General features: G+C 71.7%; 15 protein-coding genes. 5 read left to right on the top strand and 10 right to left on the bottom strand.

Features of this window, described 5'->3' with window-relative positions; genetic code table 11:
• Entirely contained in the window at positions 1-1,302 is a 1,302-nt protein-coding gene (locus LPA41_RS28660; RefSeq protein ID WP_229074035.1) for a DUF2252 domain-containing protein, read from the bottom strand.
• A 73-nt stretch (positions 1,303-1,375) separates the two neighbouring features.
• Between LPA41_RS28660 and hemC the strand changes: the two genes are divergently transcribed.
• Positions 1,376-2,305 (top strand): hydroxymethylbilane synthase, encoded by a 930-nt coding sequence (gene hemC / locus LPA41_RS28665; protein ID WP_229074003.1) that lies wholly within the window; start codon positions 1,376-1,378, stop codon positions 2,303-2,305.
• A gap of 174 nt (positions 2,306-2,479) precedes the next feature.
• On the opposite strand, the gene LPA41_RS28670 is transcribed toward hemC, so the two are convergent.
• Genes LPA41_RS28670 through LPA41_RS28685 form a run of 4 tightly spaced genes read right to left on the bottom strand, consistent with a single transcriptional unit; the run spans position 2,480 to position 6,948 of the window.
• Positions 2,480-3,004 (bottom strand): NADH-quinone oxidoreductase subunit B, encoded by a 525-nt coding sequence (locus LPA41_RS28670; protein WP_229074004.1) that lies wholly within the window; start codon positions 3,002-3,004, stop codon positions 2,480-2,482.
• Positions 3,005-3,008: 4 nt separating this feature from the next.
• Complete coding sequence (locus LPA41_RS28675; protein ID WP_229074005.1) at positions 3,009-4,154, bottom strand: Fic family protein; 1,146 nt, start codon at positions 4,152-4,154, stop codon at positions 3,009-3,011.
• 35 nt (positions 4,155-4,189) lie between these two features.
• On the bottom strand, positions 4,190-5,608 hold the full coding sequence (locus LPA41_RS28680) for an aminotransferase class V-fold PLP-dependent enzyme (protein ID WP_229074006.1): 1,419 nt from the start codon (positions 5,606-5,608) through the stop codon (positions 4,190-4,192).
• Positions 5,605-6,948, bottom strand: a complete 1,344-nt coding sequence (locus tag LPA41_RS28685; protein ID WP_229074007.1) for an MFS transporter — start codon at positions 6,946-6,948, stop codon at positions 5,605-5,607. The genes LPA41_RS28680 and LPA41_RS28685 overlap by 4 nt, the downstream gene beginning before the upstream one ends.
• 49 nt (positions 6,949-6,997) lie before the next feature.
• Between LPA41_RS28685 and LPA41_RS28690 the strand changes: the two genes are divergently transcribed.
• Complete coding sequence (locus tag LPA41_RS28690) at positions 6,998-8,389, top strand: gamma-glutamyltransferase (protein WP_229074008.1); 1,392 nt, start codon at positions 6,998-7,000, stop codon at positions 8,387-8,389.
• Positions 8,390-8,395: 6 nt separating this feature from the next.
• Here LPA41_RS28690 and LPA41_RS28695 read toward each other — a convergent pair whose 3' ends face one another.
• Positions 8,396-9,325, bottom strand: a complete 930-nt coding sequence (locus LPA41_RS28695; RefSeq protein WP_229074009.1) for an NAD-dependent epimerase/dehydratase family protein — start codon at positions 9,323-9,325, stop codon at positions 8,396-8,398.
• Positions 9,326-9,425: 100 nt separating this feature from the next.
• Between LPA41_RS28695 and LPA41_RS28700 the strand changes: the two genes are divergently transcribed.
• Positions 9,426-10,106 carry a TetR/AcrR family transcriptional regulator gene (locus LPA41_RS28700; RefSeq protein WP_229074010.1) on the top strand — a complete coding sequence of 227 codons (681 nt, stop codon included), beginning with the start codon at positions 9,426-9,428 and terminating at the stop codon, positions 10,104-10,106.
• A gap of 4 nt (positions 10,107-10,110) precedes the next feature.
• Here the strand turns inward: LPA41_RS28700 and LPA41_RS28705 are convergent, their stop codons facing one another.
• A complete protein-coding gene (locus LPA41_RS28705) occupies positions 10,111-10,440 on the bottom strand; it encodes an MGMT family protein (protein ID WP_229074011.1) in 330 nt (109 codons plus the stop codon).
• A 62-nt stretch (positions 10,441-10,502) separates the two neighbouring features.
• On the opposite strand from LPA41_RS28705, the gene proB reads away from it, so the two are divergent.
• Positions 10,503-11,615 carry a glutamate 5-kinase gene (gene proB / locus LPA41_RS28710; protein ID WP_229074012.1) on the top strand — a complete coding sequence of 371 codons (1,113 nt, stop codon included), beginning with the start codon at positions 10,503-10,505 and terminating at the stop codon, positions 11,613-11,615.
• A gap of 38 nt (positions 11,616-11,653) precedes the next feature.
• Positions 11,654-12,895 (top strand): glutamate-5-semialdehyde dehydrogenase, encoded by a 1,242-nt coding sequence (locus LPA41_RS28715; protein WP_229074013.1) that lies wholly within the window; start codon positions 11,654-11,656, stop codon positions 12,893-12,895.
• Between the two features lie 90 nt (positions 12,896-12,985).
• Here the strand turns inward: LPA41_RS28715 and LPA41_RS28720 are convergent, their stop codons facing one another.
• From LPA41_RS28720 to LPA41_RS28730, 3 genes are all read right to left on the bottom strand, one after another.
• Entirely contained in the window at positions 12,986-13,789 is an 804-nt protein-coding gene (locus LPA41_RS28720) for a prenyltransferase/squalene oxidase repeat-containing protein (RefSeq protein WP_229074014.1), read from the bottom strand.
• 127 nt (positions 13,790-13,916) lie between these two features.
• Positions 13,917-15,098 (bottom strand): adenylyltransferase/sulfurtransferase MoeZ, encoded by a 1,182-nt coding sequence (gene moeZ / locus LPA41_RS28725; protein ID WP_229074015.1) that lies wholly within the window; start codon positions 15,096-15,098, stop codon positions 13,917-13,919.
• A gap of 109 nt (positions 15,099-15,207) precedes the next feature.
• Positions 15,208-18,144 carry a DUF3152 domain-containing protein gene (locus LPA41_RS28730; RefSeq protein WP_229074016.1) on the bottom strand — a complete coding sequence of 979 codons (2,937 nt, stop codon included), beginning with the start codon at positions 18,142-18,144 and terminating at the stop codon, positions 15,208-15,210.
• Positions 18,145-18,179: the final 35 nt, after the last annotated feature.

Raw genomic sequence — 18,179 nt, forward strand, 5'->3', positions numbered from 1 at the left:
TCACAGGCCGGGCAGGCGGCCGTTGCGGAACACGTCGACGAAGTCCTGGTGGTCCTCGCGGGCCTGGTCGCCGTACCGGTGCGCGAACTCCACCAGGTGCCGCACGAAACCGGCCTCGTCGGCGTCCACCACCGCGACGATCGCCTCCTCGGTGGAGAAGTCGACCAGGTCGTGACTGGACTCGTCGTCGGCGACCGAATGCATCCGGGCCACCGCGCGGCCCAGGTCGGCGACCACGCCGGTCAGGTCCTCCGGCTCGTTCACGTCCGACCAGTCCAGGTCGGCGGCGTACGGCGAGACCTCGGCGACCAGCTGGCCGACCCCGTCCAGTTCGGTGAAGCCCAGCCACGGGTCGGCGTGGGCCTGCAACGCCCGCTGCGACTCGGCGGTCCGGTGGCCCTGGTGCCGGAAGTACGACCGGACCCGTTCGTCGTCGATCCAGCGCGCCACCGCCGGCACCTGCGCCTGCTTCATGTAGATGATCACGTCGTTCTCGAGGGCCTCGGTGTGCCCTTCGAGCAGCAGGTTGTACGACGGAAGCCCGGCCGAACCGATCCCGACTCCCTTGCGCAGCTTGATGTCCTTGATGTTGGTGGAAATCGGCCGGCTGCGCCCGGGCACCGTGTCCAGGTAGTTGTCGAAGGCCGCCCGTACCACTGCCTCGGTGTCCGGGTCGACGTCGTGGACGCCGTCGCCGAGCGAGAACCGCCGCTCGAAGTCGTCGATCGTGGTCTGCGTCGCCAGCAGATCCACCCGGGTGTTCAGCCGCGCCCGCTGCAGCACCCGGCGCAGCACACCGTCCGCGTTCGCCAGGGTGATCGAGCCGATCGCGTCGTCGCCGCCGTGCGCGATCGCCCGCAACTCGGTCAGGTAGGCCCCGGCGAACGCCGTGACCAGCGCCGTGATGTTGTCGTCGGAGAGCGCCTTCGAGTAGCCGATCAGGGCCACGCTCGCCGAGAACCGCTTGAGGTCCCAGCTGAACGGGCCCACATACGCCTCGTCGAAGTCGTTGACGTTGAAGACCAGGTGGCCGGACGAGTTCATGTAGGTGCCGAAGTTCTCGGCGTGCAGGTCACCGTGGATCCACACCCGGCTGGTCCGCTCGTCGAGGAAACTGTCGTCGCGGTACCCGCCGGTCAGATCCGCGTAGAACAGCGAGGCGCTGCCCCGGTAGAACGCGAACGGCGACGCCGCCATCTTCCGGAACTTGCGGCGGAACGCGGCCGGGTCGACCGCCATCAGCGCACCGAACTCCCGTGTGAGCACGTCGACGATGACATCGGCACGGGACTCGGAGGCCATGTCGATCACGCTACTCACCCGTCGCACCCCGGGTCGGTCATCCGCTCGGAGCAGAACCGCTACCCTTTCCGCTATGTCCGCTTCACGCTTGCTGCGTATCGGCACCCGTTCCTCACCGATGGCCCTCGCCCAGGTCGAACGGGTGCGCCGGATGCTCGCCGAGCGCCGGCCGGAAGTGACCGTCGAGGTGCTGCCGCTCTCCACCAGCGGCGACCGGTGGCAGGGCTCGCTCGCCGACCTCGGCGGCAAGGGGGCCTTCACCAAGGAGGTCGACCAGGCGCTGCTGGCCGGCCGGGTCGACCTGGCCGTGCACTGCGTCAAGGACGTCCCCGGCGACCGGCCCGCGCCCGCCGGCACGGTGCTCGCCGCCTACCTGGCCCGCGACGACGTGCGCGACTGCCTGATCTCACCGAGCGGCCGGCGGCTCGACGAGTTGCCCGCCGGGGCCCGGGTGGGCACGTCGGCCGTACGCCGGGTCGCTCAGCTCGCCCTGCACTTCCCGCACCTGACCGCGGTGCCGATCCGCGGCAACGCCAACTCCCGGCTGGCCAAACTCGACGCCGGCGAGTACGACGCACTGCTCCTCGCCGTCTCCGGCCTGCACCGGATCGGCGCGCCGGAGCGGATGACACACCCGATCGACGTGGACACCTTCGTGCCGGCGGTCGGCTCCGGCACCCTGGTTCTCCAGTGCCGCGACGACGACCCGGCGACCCGGGAACTGGCCGAGGCCCTCGGCGACCGCGCGGCCGGCCGGGAGACCGAGGCCGAGCGCACGATGCTGCACATCCTGCAGGGCAGCTGTCATTCGCCGATCGCCGGTTACGCCCGCACCGAACCCGACGGCCGGATCGGGTTGCGCGCCCGGGTGCTCAGCCTGGACGGCAAGACCGTCCTGGACGCCCACGAATGGGCGACCGACCCGGTCGTGCTCGGCACCTCGGTCGCCGCGGCCCTGCTCCGGCAGGGCGCCCGCGACATCCTGGCCGGCTTCGGCCGCTGACCCCACGACGCGCCGACGTCTGGTCGTGGACAAACCGCCCACGGGAACTCCGCGCGGCCGTGTTGATCTGCTAGCGGTGCGAAATCGCGGTTTTGGCCCCTTGATCACAGCGTTTTCGTAGCGCTGGCAGATCAACATTTTGCCGGGGCGGGCACGCCGGGCGTAGCTCGTGCGTCAGGACGCCGGCGGCTTCACGATGGGGGCGGTCAGGGCGAGGGCGTCGGGACGGGAGACGCCGCCCACGCCGGACTGCTCGGCGGCGATTTTTTCCTGGAGGCGCAGGATGCCGTGCAGCAGGGCCTCCGGGCGGGGCGGGCAGCCGGGCACGTAGACGTCGACCGGGATGATCTGGTCGACGCCCTTGGTGACCGAGTACGAGTCCCAGTAGGGGCCGCCGCAGTTGGAGCACGAACCGAACGAGATGACGTATTTCGGCTCGGGCATCTGGTCGTACAGCCGCTTGATCGCCGGGGCCATCTTGTCGGTGACCGTGCCCGAGACGACCATCAGGTCCGCTTGGCGTGGGCCGTGCGCGAACGGGATGACGCCGAGGCGCATGAAGTCGTGCCGGGCCATGCTGGACGCGATGAACTCGATCGCGCAGCAGGCCAGACCGAAGTTGAACACCCACAGGGAATAGCGGCGCCCCCAGTTCAGCACGAACCGGATGGGTTCACCGAGCACACCGGGGAGGGCCATCAGGTCAACTTAACCCATCCGGATAGGGCGCGGTCAGCGTCATCGGCGCGCGTGCCACTTCGAGCACCCGCTCCGGGAACCGCGAGCCTTCTTTGTAGAAGCGCGCCCGGGTTCTGCCCACCGGCTCCAGCAGATCCGCGGCGGCCAGGTCGCGCAGGTCGCGCTGCGCCTGCTGAAGGGTCAACCCTTCGGCCTGTTCATATCGGGCACGGCGGATTCGCCCGACCATCGCGACGTCGTGCAGTGCGGAGGCCATCCGCTCGTCCAAACCGGCGGCGCGGAGGAAAGGAAGGAGAAGTTCCCACACCGCTACCGACTGGTTCGTCCGTGCACGCACGGATTGCGCTTGTTGGTGGTAAGCGGTCAGATTGAAGCGAATCCAACTCGACACATCCTGGTCGGGCTGATATTCCGCGCCCCTGCGTTGAAGCTCTCGGTAGTAATCCCAGGTGTTACCGGGCTCTCCCAACCAAGCTTCGATCGAAGAGAACTCCGGGGAGAGCACGCCCTCACGCGCGATCATCAGCGTCTGGAGCGAGCGGGACATCCGGCCGTTGCCGTCAGCCCAAGGGTGAATGGAGACCAAGTGCAGATGTGCCATGGCCGCGCGAACCAACGGATGCTCACCGTCCTCGGCGTTGAGCCAGTCCACCAGCTCACCGATCAAGTCCGGCACATCTGACGCATCGGGCGCCGTGTAAGCAACGAGCCGCGGATTGCGGACGCTTGTGACGTACACCGGGCCGCCCCGCCACTGCCCGGCTGGTTTGCGGCGACTGTGGCGATGCCCCTGCAGCATCCAGTGCAGGCCGTTGAGCATGCCCTTGCTGTAGGCGAAGTCAGGAGCGTCGTGCAAGGTCTGCACGTAGGTCATCATTCGCTGATAGGCGAGGGTTTCTTCGCGATTCTCCTCCGAGACATCGACGTCTCGCTCGCCATCCATCAGGTCCTGGACGTCCTCCGTCGAAACCTTGAAACCCTCGATGGAGTTCGACGCGGCCACGGCATCAGCCGTCAGGAACTTCCGCAACCCGAGCGTCCACTTGGCGGGATTGCCCTGGATCTGGTTCCGCAATCGCTGGCGCATGTCGTCGATGCCGATCAGTACATCCTGGTCGATTGCTCTCAGACGCGGGGACGGGTACAGCATGGGCCAACGCTACTCTTAATGACGCAAAAATTGCGTCATCGTTTGGGTGGACGTTGCAGGTGGCTCAGGAAGCCGGTCAGCAGGGCTTCCCGCAGGGCCGGCGGCGCCGCGTTCAGCACCGTGTTCACCACGGCCATCCGGGAGAAGTCGCCGCCACCGAGACCCAGGCCCTGGGCCAGGCCGGCGATCAGCTCGGGCGTGATCATCTCCGGGGTGAGCGGCGGCAGTTCCGGCACCTCGACCGGGCCCCGGGCCTGCGCCGCCGCCACGGCCTCGGCCAGGTCCGCGGCGAACGCGGGGGCGGTCGGGCGCACGGAGGCCGTCACGGTGAGGTGGATGGTGGGCGGGAGGTCGCCGTACGCCATCTGCGGCTGGGTGTGCCAGTCGCGCGCGGCGAGTTCGTCGGCGAGCACGAACAGGTCCACCCCGTCCGAGGCCAGGCAGACCACGCTTGTGGTCGCGGGCGCATACAGGCGGACCCCGTCGGTTTCGGTCACCGCCGCGGCGAGAATTTCCACGGCTTCCCGGGTACGGGCGGCCAGGTCCAGATAGCCCGCATCGCCGATCGAGCGCATCGTGGCGACCGCCGCCGCGATCGGCCCGCCCGAACGCGTCGACGAGATGACCGGATTGATCATCGTGTAGCCGGGCCAGTCCGCATAGGCGAAGTACTGCGGCCGGCGCAGCGCCTCGTCGCGGTGCAGCAGGACCGAGACGCCCTTCGGCGTGTAGGCGTATTTGTGCAGGTCGGCCGAGATGCTGGTGACGCCCGGTACGGAGAGGTCGAAAGCGGGCAGGTCGGCGCCGAGCCGCCGCAGGTAGGGCAGGATCCAGCCGCCGAAGCAGGCGTCGACGTGGAGACGCACGCCGCGTGCGGCCGCTGCCGCGGCGAGCTCGGGGATCGGGTCGATCACGCCGTGCGCGTACGACGGTGCCGAGGCCGCGACCAGGACCGTGTCCGGACCGATCGCCGCGGCCATCGCGGGCGGGTCCGCGGTGAGCCCTTTCGTCGGTACGACGTCGAGCTCGACCCGCAGATAGTGCGCGGCCTTGGCGAACGCGGCATGTGCCGTGGACGGGACCACCAGGCGCGGGCGCGTGATCTCAGGGTGGGCGTCGCGGGCCGCCTTCACCGCGAGGATCAGTGACTCGGTGCCGCCGCTGGTGACGCTGCCGACGGTGTCCGCGTCGCCGCCGAGCAGCCGGGCGGCCGCGCCGACGAGCGCGTTCTCCATGGCGAGCAGGGACGGGAACGCGGTCGGGTCGAGGCCGTTGACCGAGGCGGAGACGGCGTGCGCGGCGCGGGCCAGCTCGTCCAGGCCGTCCACGGCCGGGTCGTAGACGTACGCGAACAGGCGCCCGCCATGTGTCGGCAGGTCGGCCCCGCGCAGTTCCCGCAGCTCGGCGAGGACCTGTTCGGCGGGCACACCCTTCTCCGGCAGCGCATCGATCACGACGGAACCTCCGATCGGGTCAGTTCCCGGTAGCCGCGGAGCAGCACCAGCGCGGCGCCGACCAGGACGGCCGGTACGACGGTGAAGCCGAGCAGCACGCCGAGCCGGGCGGTGCCGGTCTGTGCCGCGGACTCGCCGGTGGCCGAGGAGGCGTACCCGGTGAGCTGCAGCATCACGGCGTAGATGCCGGGGCCGAGCGCCAGGCCGAAGGTCTCCCCCGCGGTCCACAGGCCGGTGAAGACGCCGGCCTGGCGGCGGCGGGTGCGCTCGGTGTCGTACGCGATGCAGTCCGGGAGCATCGACAGCGCGAAGACTTGCTGGCCCGCGTAGCCGGCGCCGATCACCGCGACGATCAGGTAGACCGCGACCGGTGGCAGGGCCGGCGCCGAGAGCAGGACGAGAGCGCCCGCCGCGAAGAGCAGTGACGAGGCGATCAGGGAACGGAGCTTGCCGTACCGGTTGCCGACCGCCGTCCACAGGGGCATCACGAGCAGCGCCGGTCCGACGAACGCGGCGAACAGGAAGGTCGCGCCGGAGGGTTGTGCGAGCACGTGATCGGCGAAGTACTGGACGCCGGCCAGCATGGTGCCGATGCCGGCGGCCTGCACCACGAAACAGATCAGCAGGGCGCGGAACGGGCGGTTGCCGGAAGCCACGCGCAGCTGCGCGCGGAGGCTGGGCTCGGACTCCGCCGCGGTGCGGGCGCCGGCGTTGCGCGTACCCCAGAAGGTCGCGAGCGTGCCCACGACGATGAGCGCGCCGACGAAGGCGCCGGACCACCGGTGTCCCTCGCGGCCGCCGCCGGTCAGGTCGACGACGAGGGGCGCGAGGGCGCCGGAGACCAGGATCGCGCACGCCAGGACGGCGACCCGCCAGGTCATCAGGCGGGTGCGTTCGGCGTAGCCGTCGGTCAGCTCGGCCGGCATCGCGACGTAGGGGACCTGGAAGAACGCGTAGGCGGTGGCGGCCGCGAGGAACGCGACGGCGACGTAGGCGCCGGAGGCCGCGCCGCCGCCGAACGGCGCCGCGAAGATGGCGGCGAAGAGCACGCCCAGCAGCAGGCCGGCGACCAGCAGGAACGGCCGGCGGGAACCGCGCGCGTCGGAGATCCGGCCGGCCACCGGATTGACCAGGACGTCCCACGCCTTCGGCAGCAGCACCAGGAGCCCGGCGACACCTGCCGCCACACCGAGCGTGTCGGTCAGATACGGCAGAAGAAGCAAACCGGGCACTGCCCCGAAGGCGCCGGTGACCAGAGAACCCAGCGCATATCCAGCCAGAACTCCGCGGGGCAGGGCGCCCGTCCGGGGTACCACTGGAGAGGGACCAGGCATCGTCATCGACGCGCATCGTAACCATGATCGGGCCCTGCCGCCTACGCTCGGCCGCATGAAAAGCGTTGCGTCCGGCGTCGCCGCAAGCCACCCGGCGACCGCTCGCGCCGGCGTCCGGATCCTGGAAGCCGGCGGCACCGCGGCGGACGCCGCGGTCGCGGCCGTGCTGGCCTGCTGCGTCGCCGAGACCGTCTACACCGGCCTGGGCGGTGGCGGGTTCGCCACCTACTTCGACGCCGGCACCGGCGAGGTCACCTGCCTCGACTTCTTCGTCGCGGTGCCCGGCCTGGACGGCGACCGCAAGGCCGAGCCGATGGTCGCCGTCGACGTCTTCTTCGGCGGGCTGCCACAGATCTACTCGATCGGCGGGGCGAGCGTCGCGGTGCCCGGTGTGCCGGCCGGTCTCGGCGAGGTGCACCGGCGGTGGGGACGGCTGCCGTGGGCCGAGGTGGTCGCGCCGGCCGCCGGGCTGGCGCGGACCGGGGTGCTGCTGCCGGCGGCGCACGCGCGCACGCTGGAGTCGTGCGCGCCGGCGCTCGCGTACGGCGAGGGCGCCGAGCCCTACCAGCCGGGTGGCCGGCTGCTCCAGGGCGATGAGTTGCTCTTCCATCCCGGCCTGGCCACCGCGATGGACGTCCTCGGCGAGCGCGGGCCGGACGTCTTCTACACCGGCGCGTACGCGGACGTGCTCGTCGACACGGTTCGGGCCGCCGGTGGCGCGCTCGGCCCGGCCGACCTGGCGAGCTACCGGGTCGAGTCGACCGCTGTGGACCGCGCGATGCTGGCCGGGCACCGCGTCTACGCCCGGCACGACCTGAACCGGACGATCGACACCATCGCGGCCCTGCCCGACGACCTGTCCCGGCCGAAACGGGCGCCCGCGGTCGCGGCCGCGCTGCGTAACCGGGGGGCGCAGCGGCTCGGGGACACCACGAACGTCTCGGTGGTGGACGCCGACGGGAACGCCTGCGTGGTCACCACGACGCTGGGGCTGGGTGCCGGGGTCTGGCTGCCCGGGCTCGGGATCAACCTGAACTCGATGCTGGGCGAGGGTGAGCTGCTCACCGAGGAGTTGCTCCCGGGCCGGCGGATGGCGTCCTACATGTGCCCGCTCGTGGTGATCGCCCCGGACGGCGGCCTGGCGGTGGCGGCCGGTTCGGCGGGAGCGTCGCGGATCCGGACCGCCCTGGTGGACACGCTGCTCGGCCTGCTCGTCGACGACCTGACCGTGCCGGAGGCGATCGCCCGGCCGCGCTGTCACGTGGTGGAGGACACCGTGCACGCCGAGGCCGGGTGCCCGCCGGACGAGCTGGCGGCCCTCGTCGACGCGGGATGGCAGGTGGTGGAGTGGCCGGAACTCAACCACTACTTCGGCGGGGTGACCGCGGTGGGCCGGGCCGGCGCCGCCGGGGACCCCCGCCGCGGCGGGGTCGGCATCCTGATCTGAGCGCTGTCACATGGTGCGGGCCGCGGTCTCGTCGGCGGCGGCCGCGGTTTCGCGCAGGGCCACGTCCAGGTCGGTGGGCGCCAGGCCGAAGGTGCGCTCGGTGAGCGAGCTGTCCATCACGAAGGGCGCGTAGAACTGGTAGTCCATCTCGGCCAGCTCGCGGGCGATCGGGACGACCAGGCCGGCCGTGCGCATCACGAACCGGGGCAGGCTGTGCACCGTGAGCCGCGGCTGGCCGGTGAGCGCGCAGTAGCGCTCGGCCATCTCGCGGATGGTGAGCGGCGGGGGCGACGGGACGTGCCAGGGCTTGCCGAACGACCTGTCGTCGCGGGCCAGCGTGACAAGCGTGCGGGCCATGTCGCCGGTGTACGTGAACGTGTGCGGCACGTCCATCCGGGCCGGACCCCAGGCGGCGCGGCCCTTCCGGATGGCGGGCAGCAGCACCGTCGAGAAGATCCCGGCGGTGCCGGCGCCGACGTAGTCCGAACCGCGGGCCTCGAACGTGCGGACCCCGCTGTCGAGCGCGTCCTGCCACATCCGGTTGCGGATCCGCCCCTTGCGGCCGGTGGCGGCGAGCGGGCTGGACTCGGTCATCCGGCCGCCGGGCTGGGGGCCGTACCCGTACAGGTTTCCGGTGATCGCGTAGACCGCGCCGGCCGACCTCGCCGCGGCGATCATCGCGTTGTTCAGCGGGAACCAGAGCTTCGCCCACTCGGTGTACTTCGGGTTGGCGCAGTTGTAGAGGACCTCGGCGCCCTCGGTGAGCTCGGTGAGCCGGCGGGCGTCGGAGGCGTCGGCCGCGACGCGCTCGACGAGCGGGTGCTCCGGGCCGCTCCCGCTGCGGGTCACGATCCGGACGGTCTCGCCCCGCTCGGCCAGGAGACCGGCGACCTTCGAACCGATCGGGCCGGAGCCGACGACGACATGCTTTGCCATGGTGTTCTCCTTTGCGAGCAGCGCTCTCTTACAGGAACAACCGTCGCACAACGATGCGGCGCTTGCAAGAGCAGTGCTCTCGTTGTGACACACTGGGCGCATGAGTGCCGCGAACCTGCGGGCCCGGGTTCGGGCCGAGATGACCGAAGAGATCAAGAAGGTGGCCCGCCGACACCTCGCCACCGACGGCGCCGACCTCTCCCTGCGCGCGGTCGCCCGCGACCTCAAGATGGCCTCGTCCGCCGTCTACCGGTACTTCGCGAGCCGGGACGAGCTGCTCACCGCGCTGATCATCGACGCGTACAACGAGGTGGGCCACTCCGCGGAACAGGCCGCGGCCTCGGCGGCGGCCCCGATCGACCGGTGGCTGGCGGCCTGCCACGCGGTCCGCGACTGGGCCCTGGACAACCCGCACCAATGGGCGCTCATCTACGGCAGCCCGGTGCCCGGCTACCAGGCGCCGAAGGACACCGTCATGCCGGCCACCCGAGTCCTGCTGCTGCTGGGCGGGACGCTTGCGGACGCGTACCAGAAAGGGCTCGTCCCGCGGCGGGAACCGCTCACCGGTGGCTTCGCCGACGAGCTGGTGCCGGTCGCCGAGACATTCCTGCCGGACCTGCCGCCGCGGGTGGTAGCCGACACCATGGCCGCGTTCTTCCAGCTCTGCGGCGCGGTCAGCGCCGAACTCTTCGGCCAGCTCAACAACACGGTGGAGCGGGACCGGCGCGGCTTCTTCGAATACCAGATGCGGTCGGCCGCGACCCTCGCCGGGCTGGCCTGAACCCTCAGGGCCGCTCCGGCGGAACGGAACCGCCGGGCACCCATCCGGCCTCGCTGATCAGCACCCGGTCACCCCGCAGCGGTACGCCCTCGGCCAGCAACCGGGCCCGCGCCTCCCGCTCGTGACCGGGCGGCAACCGGCCGCTGCTGCTCACCACCCGATGCCAGGGCACACCGCCGCCGTGCCTGGCCATGATCGTGCCCACCTGACGCGGCGAATTACGGCCGGCGCGGTCGGCGAGCACGTCGGCGATCGCCCCGTACGACATGACCCGGCCCTCCGGGATGCTCTCCACCAGCGTGAGGACCTCTTCGACGTACTCCTGGAGTGTCATCGGTCGCCACCATATGGGATCTGGCCGCGATCGACGGCGCCCGGCCGAGCAGAATGGGCCGAGTGCGAGAAGTGGTGACCGGTGCGCGCCGGATCGTGGTGAAGGTGGGCTCGTCCTCCCTCACCACCGCGACGGGCGGCATCGACGAGCAGCGGGTCGACGCCCTCGTCGACACCCTCGCCGGCCTGGCCGCGGCCGGGCGCGAGGTGGTCCTGGTCTCCAGCGGCGCGATCGCCGCCGGACTGGCCCCGCTGCGACTGCGCCGCCGGCCGCGCGACCTCGCCACCCAGCAGGCCGCCGCGTCGGTGGGCCAGGGCCTGCTGATCGGGCGGTACACGACGGGCTTCGCCCGGCACGGGCTGACCGTCGGCCAGGTGCTGCTCACCGTTGACGACGTGACGCGGCGGGTGCACTACCGGAACGCGTACCGGACGTTGCGGAAACTGCTCGACCTCGGCGCGGTGCCGGTCGTCAACGAGAACGACACGGTCGCCACCGAGGAGATCCGGTTCGGCGACAACGACCGGCTGGCCGCCCTCGTCGCCGCCCTCGCCGACGCCGACCTGCTCGTCCTGCTCTCCGACGTGGACGCCCTCTACACCGGCAGCCCGGCGGACCCGGCGTCACGGCGGATCGGCTTCGTCGGCGACGAATCGGACCTGGCCGGCATCAGCATCACGACACCCAGCAGATCCGGGGTCGGCACCGGCGGCATGGTCACCAAGGTGGAGGCCGCCCGGATCGCCACCGGGTTCGGCATCCCCGTGGTGCTCACCGCCGCGCCGCTCGCCGCACCGGCACTGGCCGGCGAGGACGTCGGCACCCTCTTCCAGGCGGCCGCCACCCGGCCGGCCGCCCGGCTCTTCTGGCTGGCGCACGCCACCGCGCCGCGCGGCCGCCTGCACCTGGATGCCGGGGCGGTCGCCGCGGTGGTGGCCCGGCGCAAGTCGCTGCTGCCGGCCGGGATCACCGCGGTCGACGGCTCGTTCGCGGCCGGGGACCCGGTCGACCTGGTTGACGCCGGGTCCGGGGCATCGGTGGCGCGCGGCCTGGTCAACTACGACGCGGTGGAGTTGCCGGCGCTTCTCGGGCGGTCCACACCGGAGTTGGCCGCGGCACTCGGCCCGGGCTATGAACGAGAGGTCGTCCACCGGGATGACCTGGTGCTGCTGTAGTCGTACCACCCAATGTTCTTGATCTGGAAAGGTGTGCCATGAGCGTGCTGGAGCAGGCGGCCGCGGCGCGGGTCGCCGCCATCGACCTCGCGGGAGCCACCCGCGCCGAGAAGGACGCGGCCCTGCTGCTGATGGCCGATCGCCTGGTCGAGCGGGCCGACGACATCGTCGCGGCGAACGCGGTGGACATCGCGAACGGCCGGGAGAACGGCCTCTCCGACGCGATGATCGACCGGCTCACCCTCACCGAGGAGCGGATCGCCGCGATGGCCGACGGGCTGCGCCAGCTCGCCGCGCTGCCCGACCCGATCGGTGACGTGGTACGTGGCTCCACCCTCGCCAACGGCCTCGAACTACGCCAGATCCGGGTGCCCTTCGGCGTCGTCGGGATGATCTACGAGGGACGGCCGAACGTGACCGCCGACGCCGCCGGCATCTGCCTCAAATCCGGCAACGCGGCCCTGCTGCGCGGCTCCGGCTCGGCGTTCTCGTCCAACGCGGCGATCGTCGCGGTGCTGCGCAAGGCGGTCGCCGACGCCGGCCTGCCGGCCAACACCGTCCAGCTGCTCGACGCCACCACCCGCGACTCCGTGAAGGAACTGATGCGGGCCCGCGGTCTGGTGGACGTGCTGATCCCGCGCGGTGGCGCCGCCCTGATCAAGACGGTGGTCGAGCAGTCCACGGTTCCGGTGATCGAGACCGGCGTGGGCAACTGCCACGTCTACATCGACGCTGCCGCCGACGTGGAGAAGGCCCTGGCGGTCACGGTGAACTCGAAGACGCAGCGGTACTCCACCTGCAACACCGCCGAGTCCCTGCTGGTGCACGCCGAGATCGCGGACGCGGTCCTGCCGCTGCTGCTGGAGGAGTTCGCCATCAAGGGCGTGACCGTGCACGGCGACGCACGGGTGGCCGGTTACAGCGACGACGTGGTCGCGGCGACCGACGAGGACTGGGGCACCGAATACCTGTCCGCCGACATCGCGGTGGCCGTCGTGGACTCGCTCGACGACGCGCTCGAGCACATCCGCCGCTACGGCACCGGGCACACCGAGGCGATCGTCAGCGAGTCGGTCACCGCGACCCGGCGGTTCGTGGCGGGTGTGGACGCGGCGGCCGTGATGGTGAACGCGTCCACCCGGTTCACCGACGGCGGGGAGTTCGGGTTCGGCGCGGAGATCGGCATCAGCACGCAGAAGCTGCACGCCCGCGGGCCGATGGGCCTGCCGGAGCTGACGTCGACGAAATACGTGGTCACCGGGAACGGGCACACCCGCTGAGGTCGCGGCTCCGGGCTTCAGAGCCGCGCCGGCCGCGGCGCGGCTCTGTGAGCGCCTGCCGCCGCGCGGTTCGCTGCGCGCGCCTGCCGGTCAGCGGCAGGCGCGCAACGCCGTCAGGGTGGTGTTGACGTCGAAGAGCGGGCCCTCGTTGCTGTCCCAGCCACCGTCCGCCCGCTGCGTCTCGGCGAGACGTTTCCGCGCGTTCTGCAGCAGCCAGTCGTCGCCCAGGTTGACCCGGCGCAACGCCGCCGCCATCGACGCCACGTCGGCCGGTGACATGTCCGGCAGCCGCTCGCCGAGCATCATCTGCACGCGCGCCGACTCGTAGAAGTACTGCCTCTGGTGCAGCAGGCCGGCGGCGTGCCAGCCGCACGCCAGGAACGACGGCCACGACCCGTCCGGGCGCAGCTGCGAGACGACCCAGCCGGCGGCCCGGGCCAGCGGCTCCGCGAACGGCGACCGGGTCTGGTAGGGGTCGGCCTCGACGGCGGCGGCGGTCAGCCAGAACCCGGCCACCGAGGTCAGGTAGAGGGTGGCCTCCGGGTCGCCGGGCAACGCCCACGCCGGGGCCTCACCGGCCAGCGACTCGTGCTCCTGCCAGGTGCCGTCACCCCGCTGCGCCACGGCCAGCCAGTTCAGCGCGCGCTCCACCACCGGGCCGCGCAGGCTGCCGAGGTCGTCGAGCTCGGCGAGCCGGAAACAGGTGGCGTCGATCGACGGCACGCCGCCCTCCGCCGAGGCCGGCCAGCCACCCTCCAGCATCTGCCCGGCAGCGATCCGCTCGACCACCTCGTCCGGTGCCGGTTGACCGGTCCGCAGGTACGACAGACGGGCGCGCTCGACCGGGTCACCGTGCGCGACAACGTACCCGATGGCGCTGTCTATATCGACCACTGTGGTGACGCTACAGTCCGGGTCCGGGTTTCGCTGTGCCGATTCGACATCTGTGACGTTCGTCCGTTTCAGTCAGCCAATGATCACTCTGAGGAGTTGCCGAAACAACTCCTCAGAGTGACACCCGTCAGTACGACGGCAACGACGGGTCGACCGTGTTGACCCACGAGACGATGCCGCCCTGCACGTGCACCGCGTCCTTGAAACCGGCGGCCTTCAGCGCGGCGAGCGCCTCGGCCGAGCGGACACCGGACTTGCAGTGCAGCACGATCTGCCGGTCCTGCGGGAACTGCGCCAGGGCCGCGCCGGAGAGGATGTCGCCCTTCGGGATCAGGGTCGCACCCGGAATCCGGTTGATCTCCCACTCGGCGGGCTCGCGGACGTCGACCAGGAAGATGTCCTTGCCGCTGTCCTGCCAGTCCTTCAGCTCCCGGGCCGTGATGGTCGCGTTGAAGGTGGCCTCCTGCGCCTCGACCGAGACGGCGCCGCAGAAGTCCTCGTAGTCCTCCATCAGGTCGGTGAGCGTGGGGTTCTCACCGCAGAGCACGCAGTTCGGGTCCTTCCGGACCTTGATCTTGCGGTACTCCATCTCCAGGGCGTCGTAGACCATCAGACGCCCGACGAGCGGCTCACCGATGCCGGTGATCAGCTTGATCGCCTCGTTCACCTGGATCGAGCCGATCGACGCGCAGAGCACGCCCAGGACACCGCCCTCGGCGCAGCTCGGCACCATGCCGGGCGGCGGGGGCTCCGGGTAGAGGCAGCGGTAGCAGGGCCCGTGCTCCTCCCAGAACACCGAGGCCTGGCCGTCGAAGCGATAGATCGAGCCCCAGACGTACGGCTTGCCGAGCAGCACCGCGGCGTCGTTCACCATGTAGCGCGTCGCGAAGTTGTCCGTGCCGTCGACGATCAGGTCGTACTGGCTGAAGATCTCTTTGACGTTGTCCCGGTCCAGCGCGGTGTTGTGGATGACCACGTTCACCAGCGGGTTGACCTCGGCGATGCTCCGGGCGGCGGACTCCGCCTTCGGCGTGCCGATGTCCGAGACACCGTGAATGATCTGACGCTGGAGATTGGACTCGTCGACCGTGTCGAAGTCGATGATGCCGAGCGTGCCCACACCGGCCGCGGCCAGGTAGAGCAACGTCGGCGAACCGAGGCCGCCCGCACCCACGGCGAGGACCTTGGCGTTCTTCAGCCGCTTCTGCCCGTCCATCCCGACATCGGGGATGATCAGGTGACGCGAATAGCGGCGGATCTCGTCGACGCTCAGCTCGGCGGCCGGCTCGACGAGCGGGGGCAGAGCCACAATTCACTCCCCGGGTTCGGTGGTAAGGATCGCCGACCATTGTTGCTCGTCGAACCGCAACACGCCCATGACGAGGGACACGGGCCCGACATACGGGATGCCGGAATAATCAGAGGGTCGGGTCGCCGGCGTACCGCTTGCCGTCCAGATAGGGCCAGGCGTTCCGGGTGCAACCCTTCAGCCCGTACGTCTGCTGCATCATCACCGGCGCCTTCTCGCCCTGCCCCGGGCAGGCCTCGTGGCCGTGCCCCAGCTCGTGACCGACCTCGTGGTTGATCATGTACCGCCGATACTCGTCGATGCGGCCCGCATAATCCGGCACCGCGTCCGCCCAGCGATCCACGTTCATGATCACCTTTCCGGGCACCCGGCACGACGTGAAGCCTTCCGTCCGCAGCCCACCGGCCGCACACATCCGCTCCGAGGTGCCCGCCGACGCCAGATAGATCGTGAAGTCCGCCTTGGCACCGCTCGCCACCCGGCGCATCCGCAGGCGGCCGTCGTTCACCCAGCTCCGCTCGTCACCGAGGGTCCGGTCGATCACGTCGGCGAACTCCGCCGGGTCGGTGCCGTCCACGGTCTTCTCCACCGCCACCCGGAAACGCCGCAACTGACCGGCCGTTCCCAGCATCGGGCCGCGGCTCGTCTCGTACCGGAACTCCCCCGCCCCCGCCGCCGGCTCGCTCACCGGCTCCCGCGGGATGTGCGCCAGACCGCCCGGGTTCTCCGGAGCGACACCCTGCGTCGCCGCCGGGACCTGCGCGGCACCCTCGCCCGGGCCCGCCGGTTCGGCCACGCTCCGCGCGGCCTCCCGATCCTGTTCCCGCAACTCATGCCCGGCGACCAGCACGCCCGCGACAACCAGGAGGTACGCGAGAAGCACCACCCGCCGTCGGCGGCGAATCGTCCGCCGGACCTCGGGCTCCGGCGCCGCGTGGCGAGCCACTGTCGAACTGCGCTCCGACGGCGGCAGGTCGTCGGCGTCGCTCTCGCCGCGCGCCAGGACATCCGGGAGGAAGCCCAGGTCGTGACCGGTGGACTGACCGGCGTGCGGGGCCAGGCGCTGCTCCGGAGTGGTGCCCTCGGAGAGCGGGGGTGGCTCGTGGCGGGCGGGCGGGGGCACGTAGATCCGCTCGGCCGTGGTCTCCGCGGCCATGCCCTCCACGGCCGCTCGCTCCGCGGCCAGGGACTCCGCGACCGTGATCTCCGTCGTGGTCGTCCGATCGGTCGCGGCCGTCGCCGCTTCCGCCAGGCCGGTCGCTCCGGTCGCTTCCGCCGGCCTCGTCGCTCCGGCCACTGCCGCCGAGCCGGTCGCTTGCGGCGCTTCCGCCGGGCCGGTAGCCGCCGCTGGTTCCTCGGTCGGTGCGCCCCACGGGTCGGCACTGGGGCTGGTGGCCGGGCCGGCAAGGCCACTCCGGCCGGCGTAGGCGGTCTCCGCGGCCTCGGGTTGCGGCAAGCCGGCGGGCGACCACAGGCCGCTCGGGAGTTCGGCCGGGAGGCGGAGGCTGGCCGGAAGACCCGCCGGCGGGCGGTGGGCGGGCTCGGCGTACCGGTCCTCCTGGTGGAGCTCGCCGGCTGCCGGCCACTGGCCCGGCTGCGGCCATGCCGTGCCGGCCGCCCGGGTCGTCGCGCGGCGGGCGAGTGACGATCCGGGTCGGGCGGCCTCCAGGTCCGTGCCGGGTTCCGTGGTGTCCGCCGCTCGGGAAATGCCCGTTCGGCTCGAGCGTGCTGCCGGCCCCGTGCGGGACCGTGGCGGTTCCGCGTCCGGGCGGGGTTCCGTCGTCGCCGGCCGGGAGGCAGCCAGCCGCTCGGCAGCCAGTTCGACGATGCCCCTGGTCATTCCGGTGGGTTCCGGCGCGGGCTCGGGCGTCTGGTCGGCGGCTGCCGCGGTGGCCCGGACGCGTCGGGGCCGCACCGGTTCGTCTGCTACCGGCTCGGGCTCGGTCGGGTGCTGGCCGGTCGGATGCTGGCCGGTCGGGTGCTGGGCCGGGGAACGCTTGGCGGTGGACGCACGCTTGGCGGTGGGCGCACGCTTTGCCGCGGCTTCGGTCGGGGCTGCGGGCTCGGTGGGGTGCGGGTCGGCGGGCCGCTTGGTGGCGGTCGCGCGGGCGGTTGTGGATACGGCTGTGGCGGGCTCTTTCGTGCGGCGGGACTTGGTCGAGGCGCTGGTCCTGGCTTCCAGCGCGGCCTCCACCGAACGCACCCGGGCGGGGGTGGCGCGGTTCTCCGGCACGTCCTTGACCGGGGCGGACAGGGCGGCTCGGGCGGCAGCGCTACGGGCCGAGGGCTTCGAGGTCTCCGGCGCGGCCTTCGCCTGCGCCCGCGTGGTCTCGGCGCGGCCCTCCGCGCGGGTTGATGCGGTGTGGGCCTCCTCGCGGGTTGACGCGGTCTTGGCCTCCGCGTGGGTTGATGCGGTCTTGGCCCGGCCCCGCGCCACCGGCTTCGTAGCGACGCTGTCGGGTTCCTGGGCCGCTTTGCCGGCTGAGCGGCGGGTACGGTCCTCGTCCCGCACCTCCGCCTCCTCGCCGGCCCGGCCGGCCGCACGTCGGATGGTCTTGACCGGCGTCGCCGCGGGTTCGGCCGGAGCCGCTGTGCTCTTGCGGACGGCAGCCCGGCCGGTAGCGGTCCTGCCGGCAGCACTCCCGCCGGCAGCGGTCTTGCCGGCGGCGGTCTTGCCGGCAGCGGTTCCGGTGGCAGCGGTCCGGCCGGCAGCGCTCTCAGTGGTATCGGTCCGGCCGGCAGCGGTCTTGCCGGTGCCCTTGCCGGCCGCGGTGCCACGGGCTGCGGCCTGCGCTGCCGACGTCGAGTGCGCCGACTTGACCGGGCCCGACTTGGCCGGCGCGGCGTTCGCCGAGGTCGACTTGACCGGGGTCGAGCCGGTGGCGGACGGCTTCGCGGCCCGGGAACGTGCCGGCTTCGGCGTCTCGGCGTCCGGGTCGGGGTGCGGTGCCGCCTTCGCGGTCTTGCGCGCCGGTTCGGCCGCGGCCGTCACCACGATGCGGGGCGGTGTCGCCGTGGCGGCGATCGTACGGCTGCGTTCGGGCATCTCGTCCGGTTCCGGGTCGGCGCGATGCGCTCCTA

This window comes from Actinoplanes sp. DH11 (genome assembly GCF_020873875.1).
In the GTDB taxonomy this organism is placed as follows: domain Bacteria; phylum Actinomycetota; class Actinomycetes; order Mycobacteriales; family Micromonosporaceae; genus Actinoplanes.

Excerpts from the sequence above, each read along its gene's own strand:
- LPA41_RS28660 (WP_229074035.1), bottom strand. The coding sequence starts at position 1,302 with ATGGCCTCCGAGTCCCGTGCCGATGTCATCGTCGACGTGCTCACACGG.
- hemC (WP_229074003.1), top strand. The coding sequence starts at position 1,376 with ATGTCCGCTTCACGCTTGCTGCGTATCGGCACCCGTTCCTCACCGATG.
- LPA41_RS28670 (WP_229074004.1), bottom strand. The coding sequence starts at position 3,004 with ATGGCCCTCCCCGGTGTGCTCGGTGAACCCATCCGGTTCGTGCTGAAC.
- LPA41_RS28675 (WP_229074005.1), bottom strand. The coding sequence starts at position 4,154 with ATGCTGTACCCGTCCCCGCGTCTGAGAGCAATCGACCAGGATGTACTG.
- LPA41_RS28685 (WP_229074007.1), bottom strand. The coding sequence starts at position 6,948 with ATGACGATGCCTGGTCCCTCTCCAGTGGTACCCCGGACGGGCGCCCTG.
- LPA41_RS28690 (WP_229074008.1), top strand. The coding sequence starts at position 6,998 with ATGAAAAGCGTTGCGTCCGGCGTCGCCGCAAGCCACCCGGCGACCGCT.
- LPA41_RS28695 (WP_229074009.1), bottom strand. The coding sequence starts at position 9,325 with ATGGCAAAGCATGTCGTCGTCGGCTCCGGCCCGATCGGTTCGAAGGTC.
- LPA41_RS28700 (WP_229074010.1), top strand. The coding sequence starts at position 9,426 with ATGAGTGCCGCGAACCTGCGGGCCCGGGTTCGGGCCGAGATGACCGAA.
- LPA41_RS28705 (WP_229074011.1), bottom strand. The coding sequence starts at position 10,440 with ATGACACTCCAGGAGTACGTCGAAGAGGTCCTCACGCTGGTGGAGAGC.
- LPA41_RS28715 (WP_229074013.1), top strand. The coding sequence starts at position 11,654 with ATGAGCGTGCTGGAGCAGGCGGCCGCGGCGCGGGTCGCCGCCATCGAC.
- LPA41_RS28730 (WP_229074016.1), bottom strand. The coding sequence starts at position 18,144 with ATGCCCGAACGCAGCCGTACGATCGCCGCCACGGCGACACCGCCCCGC.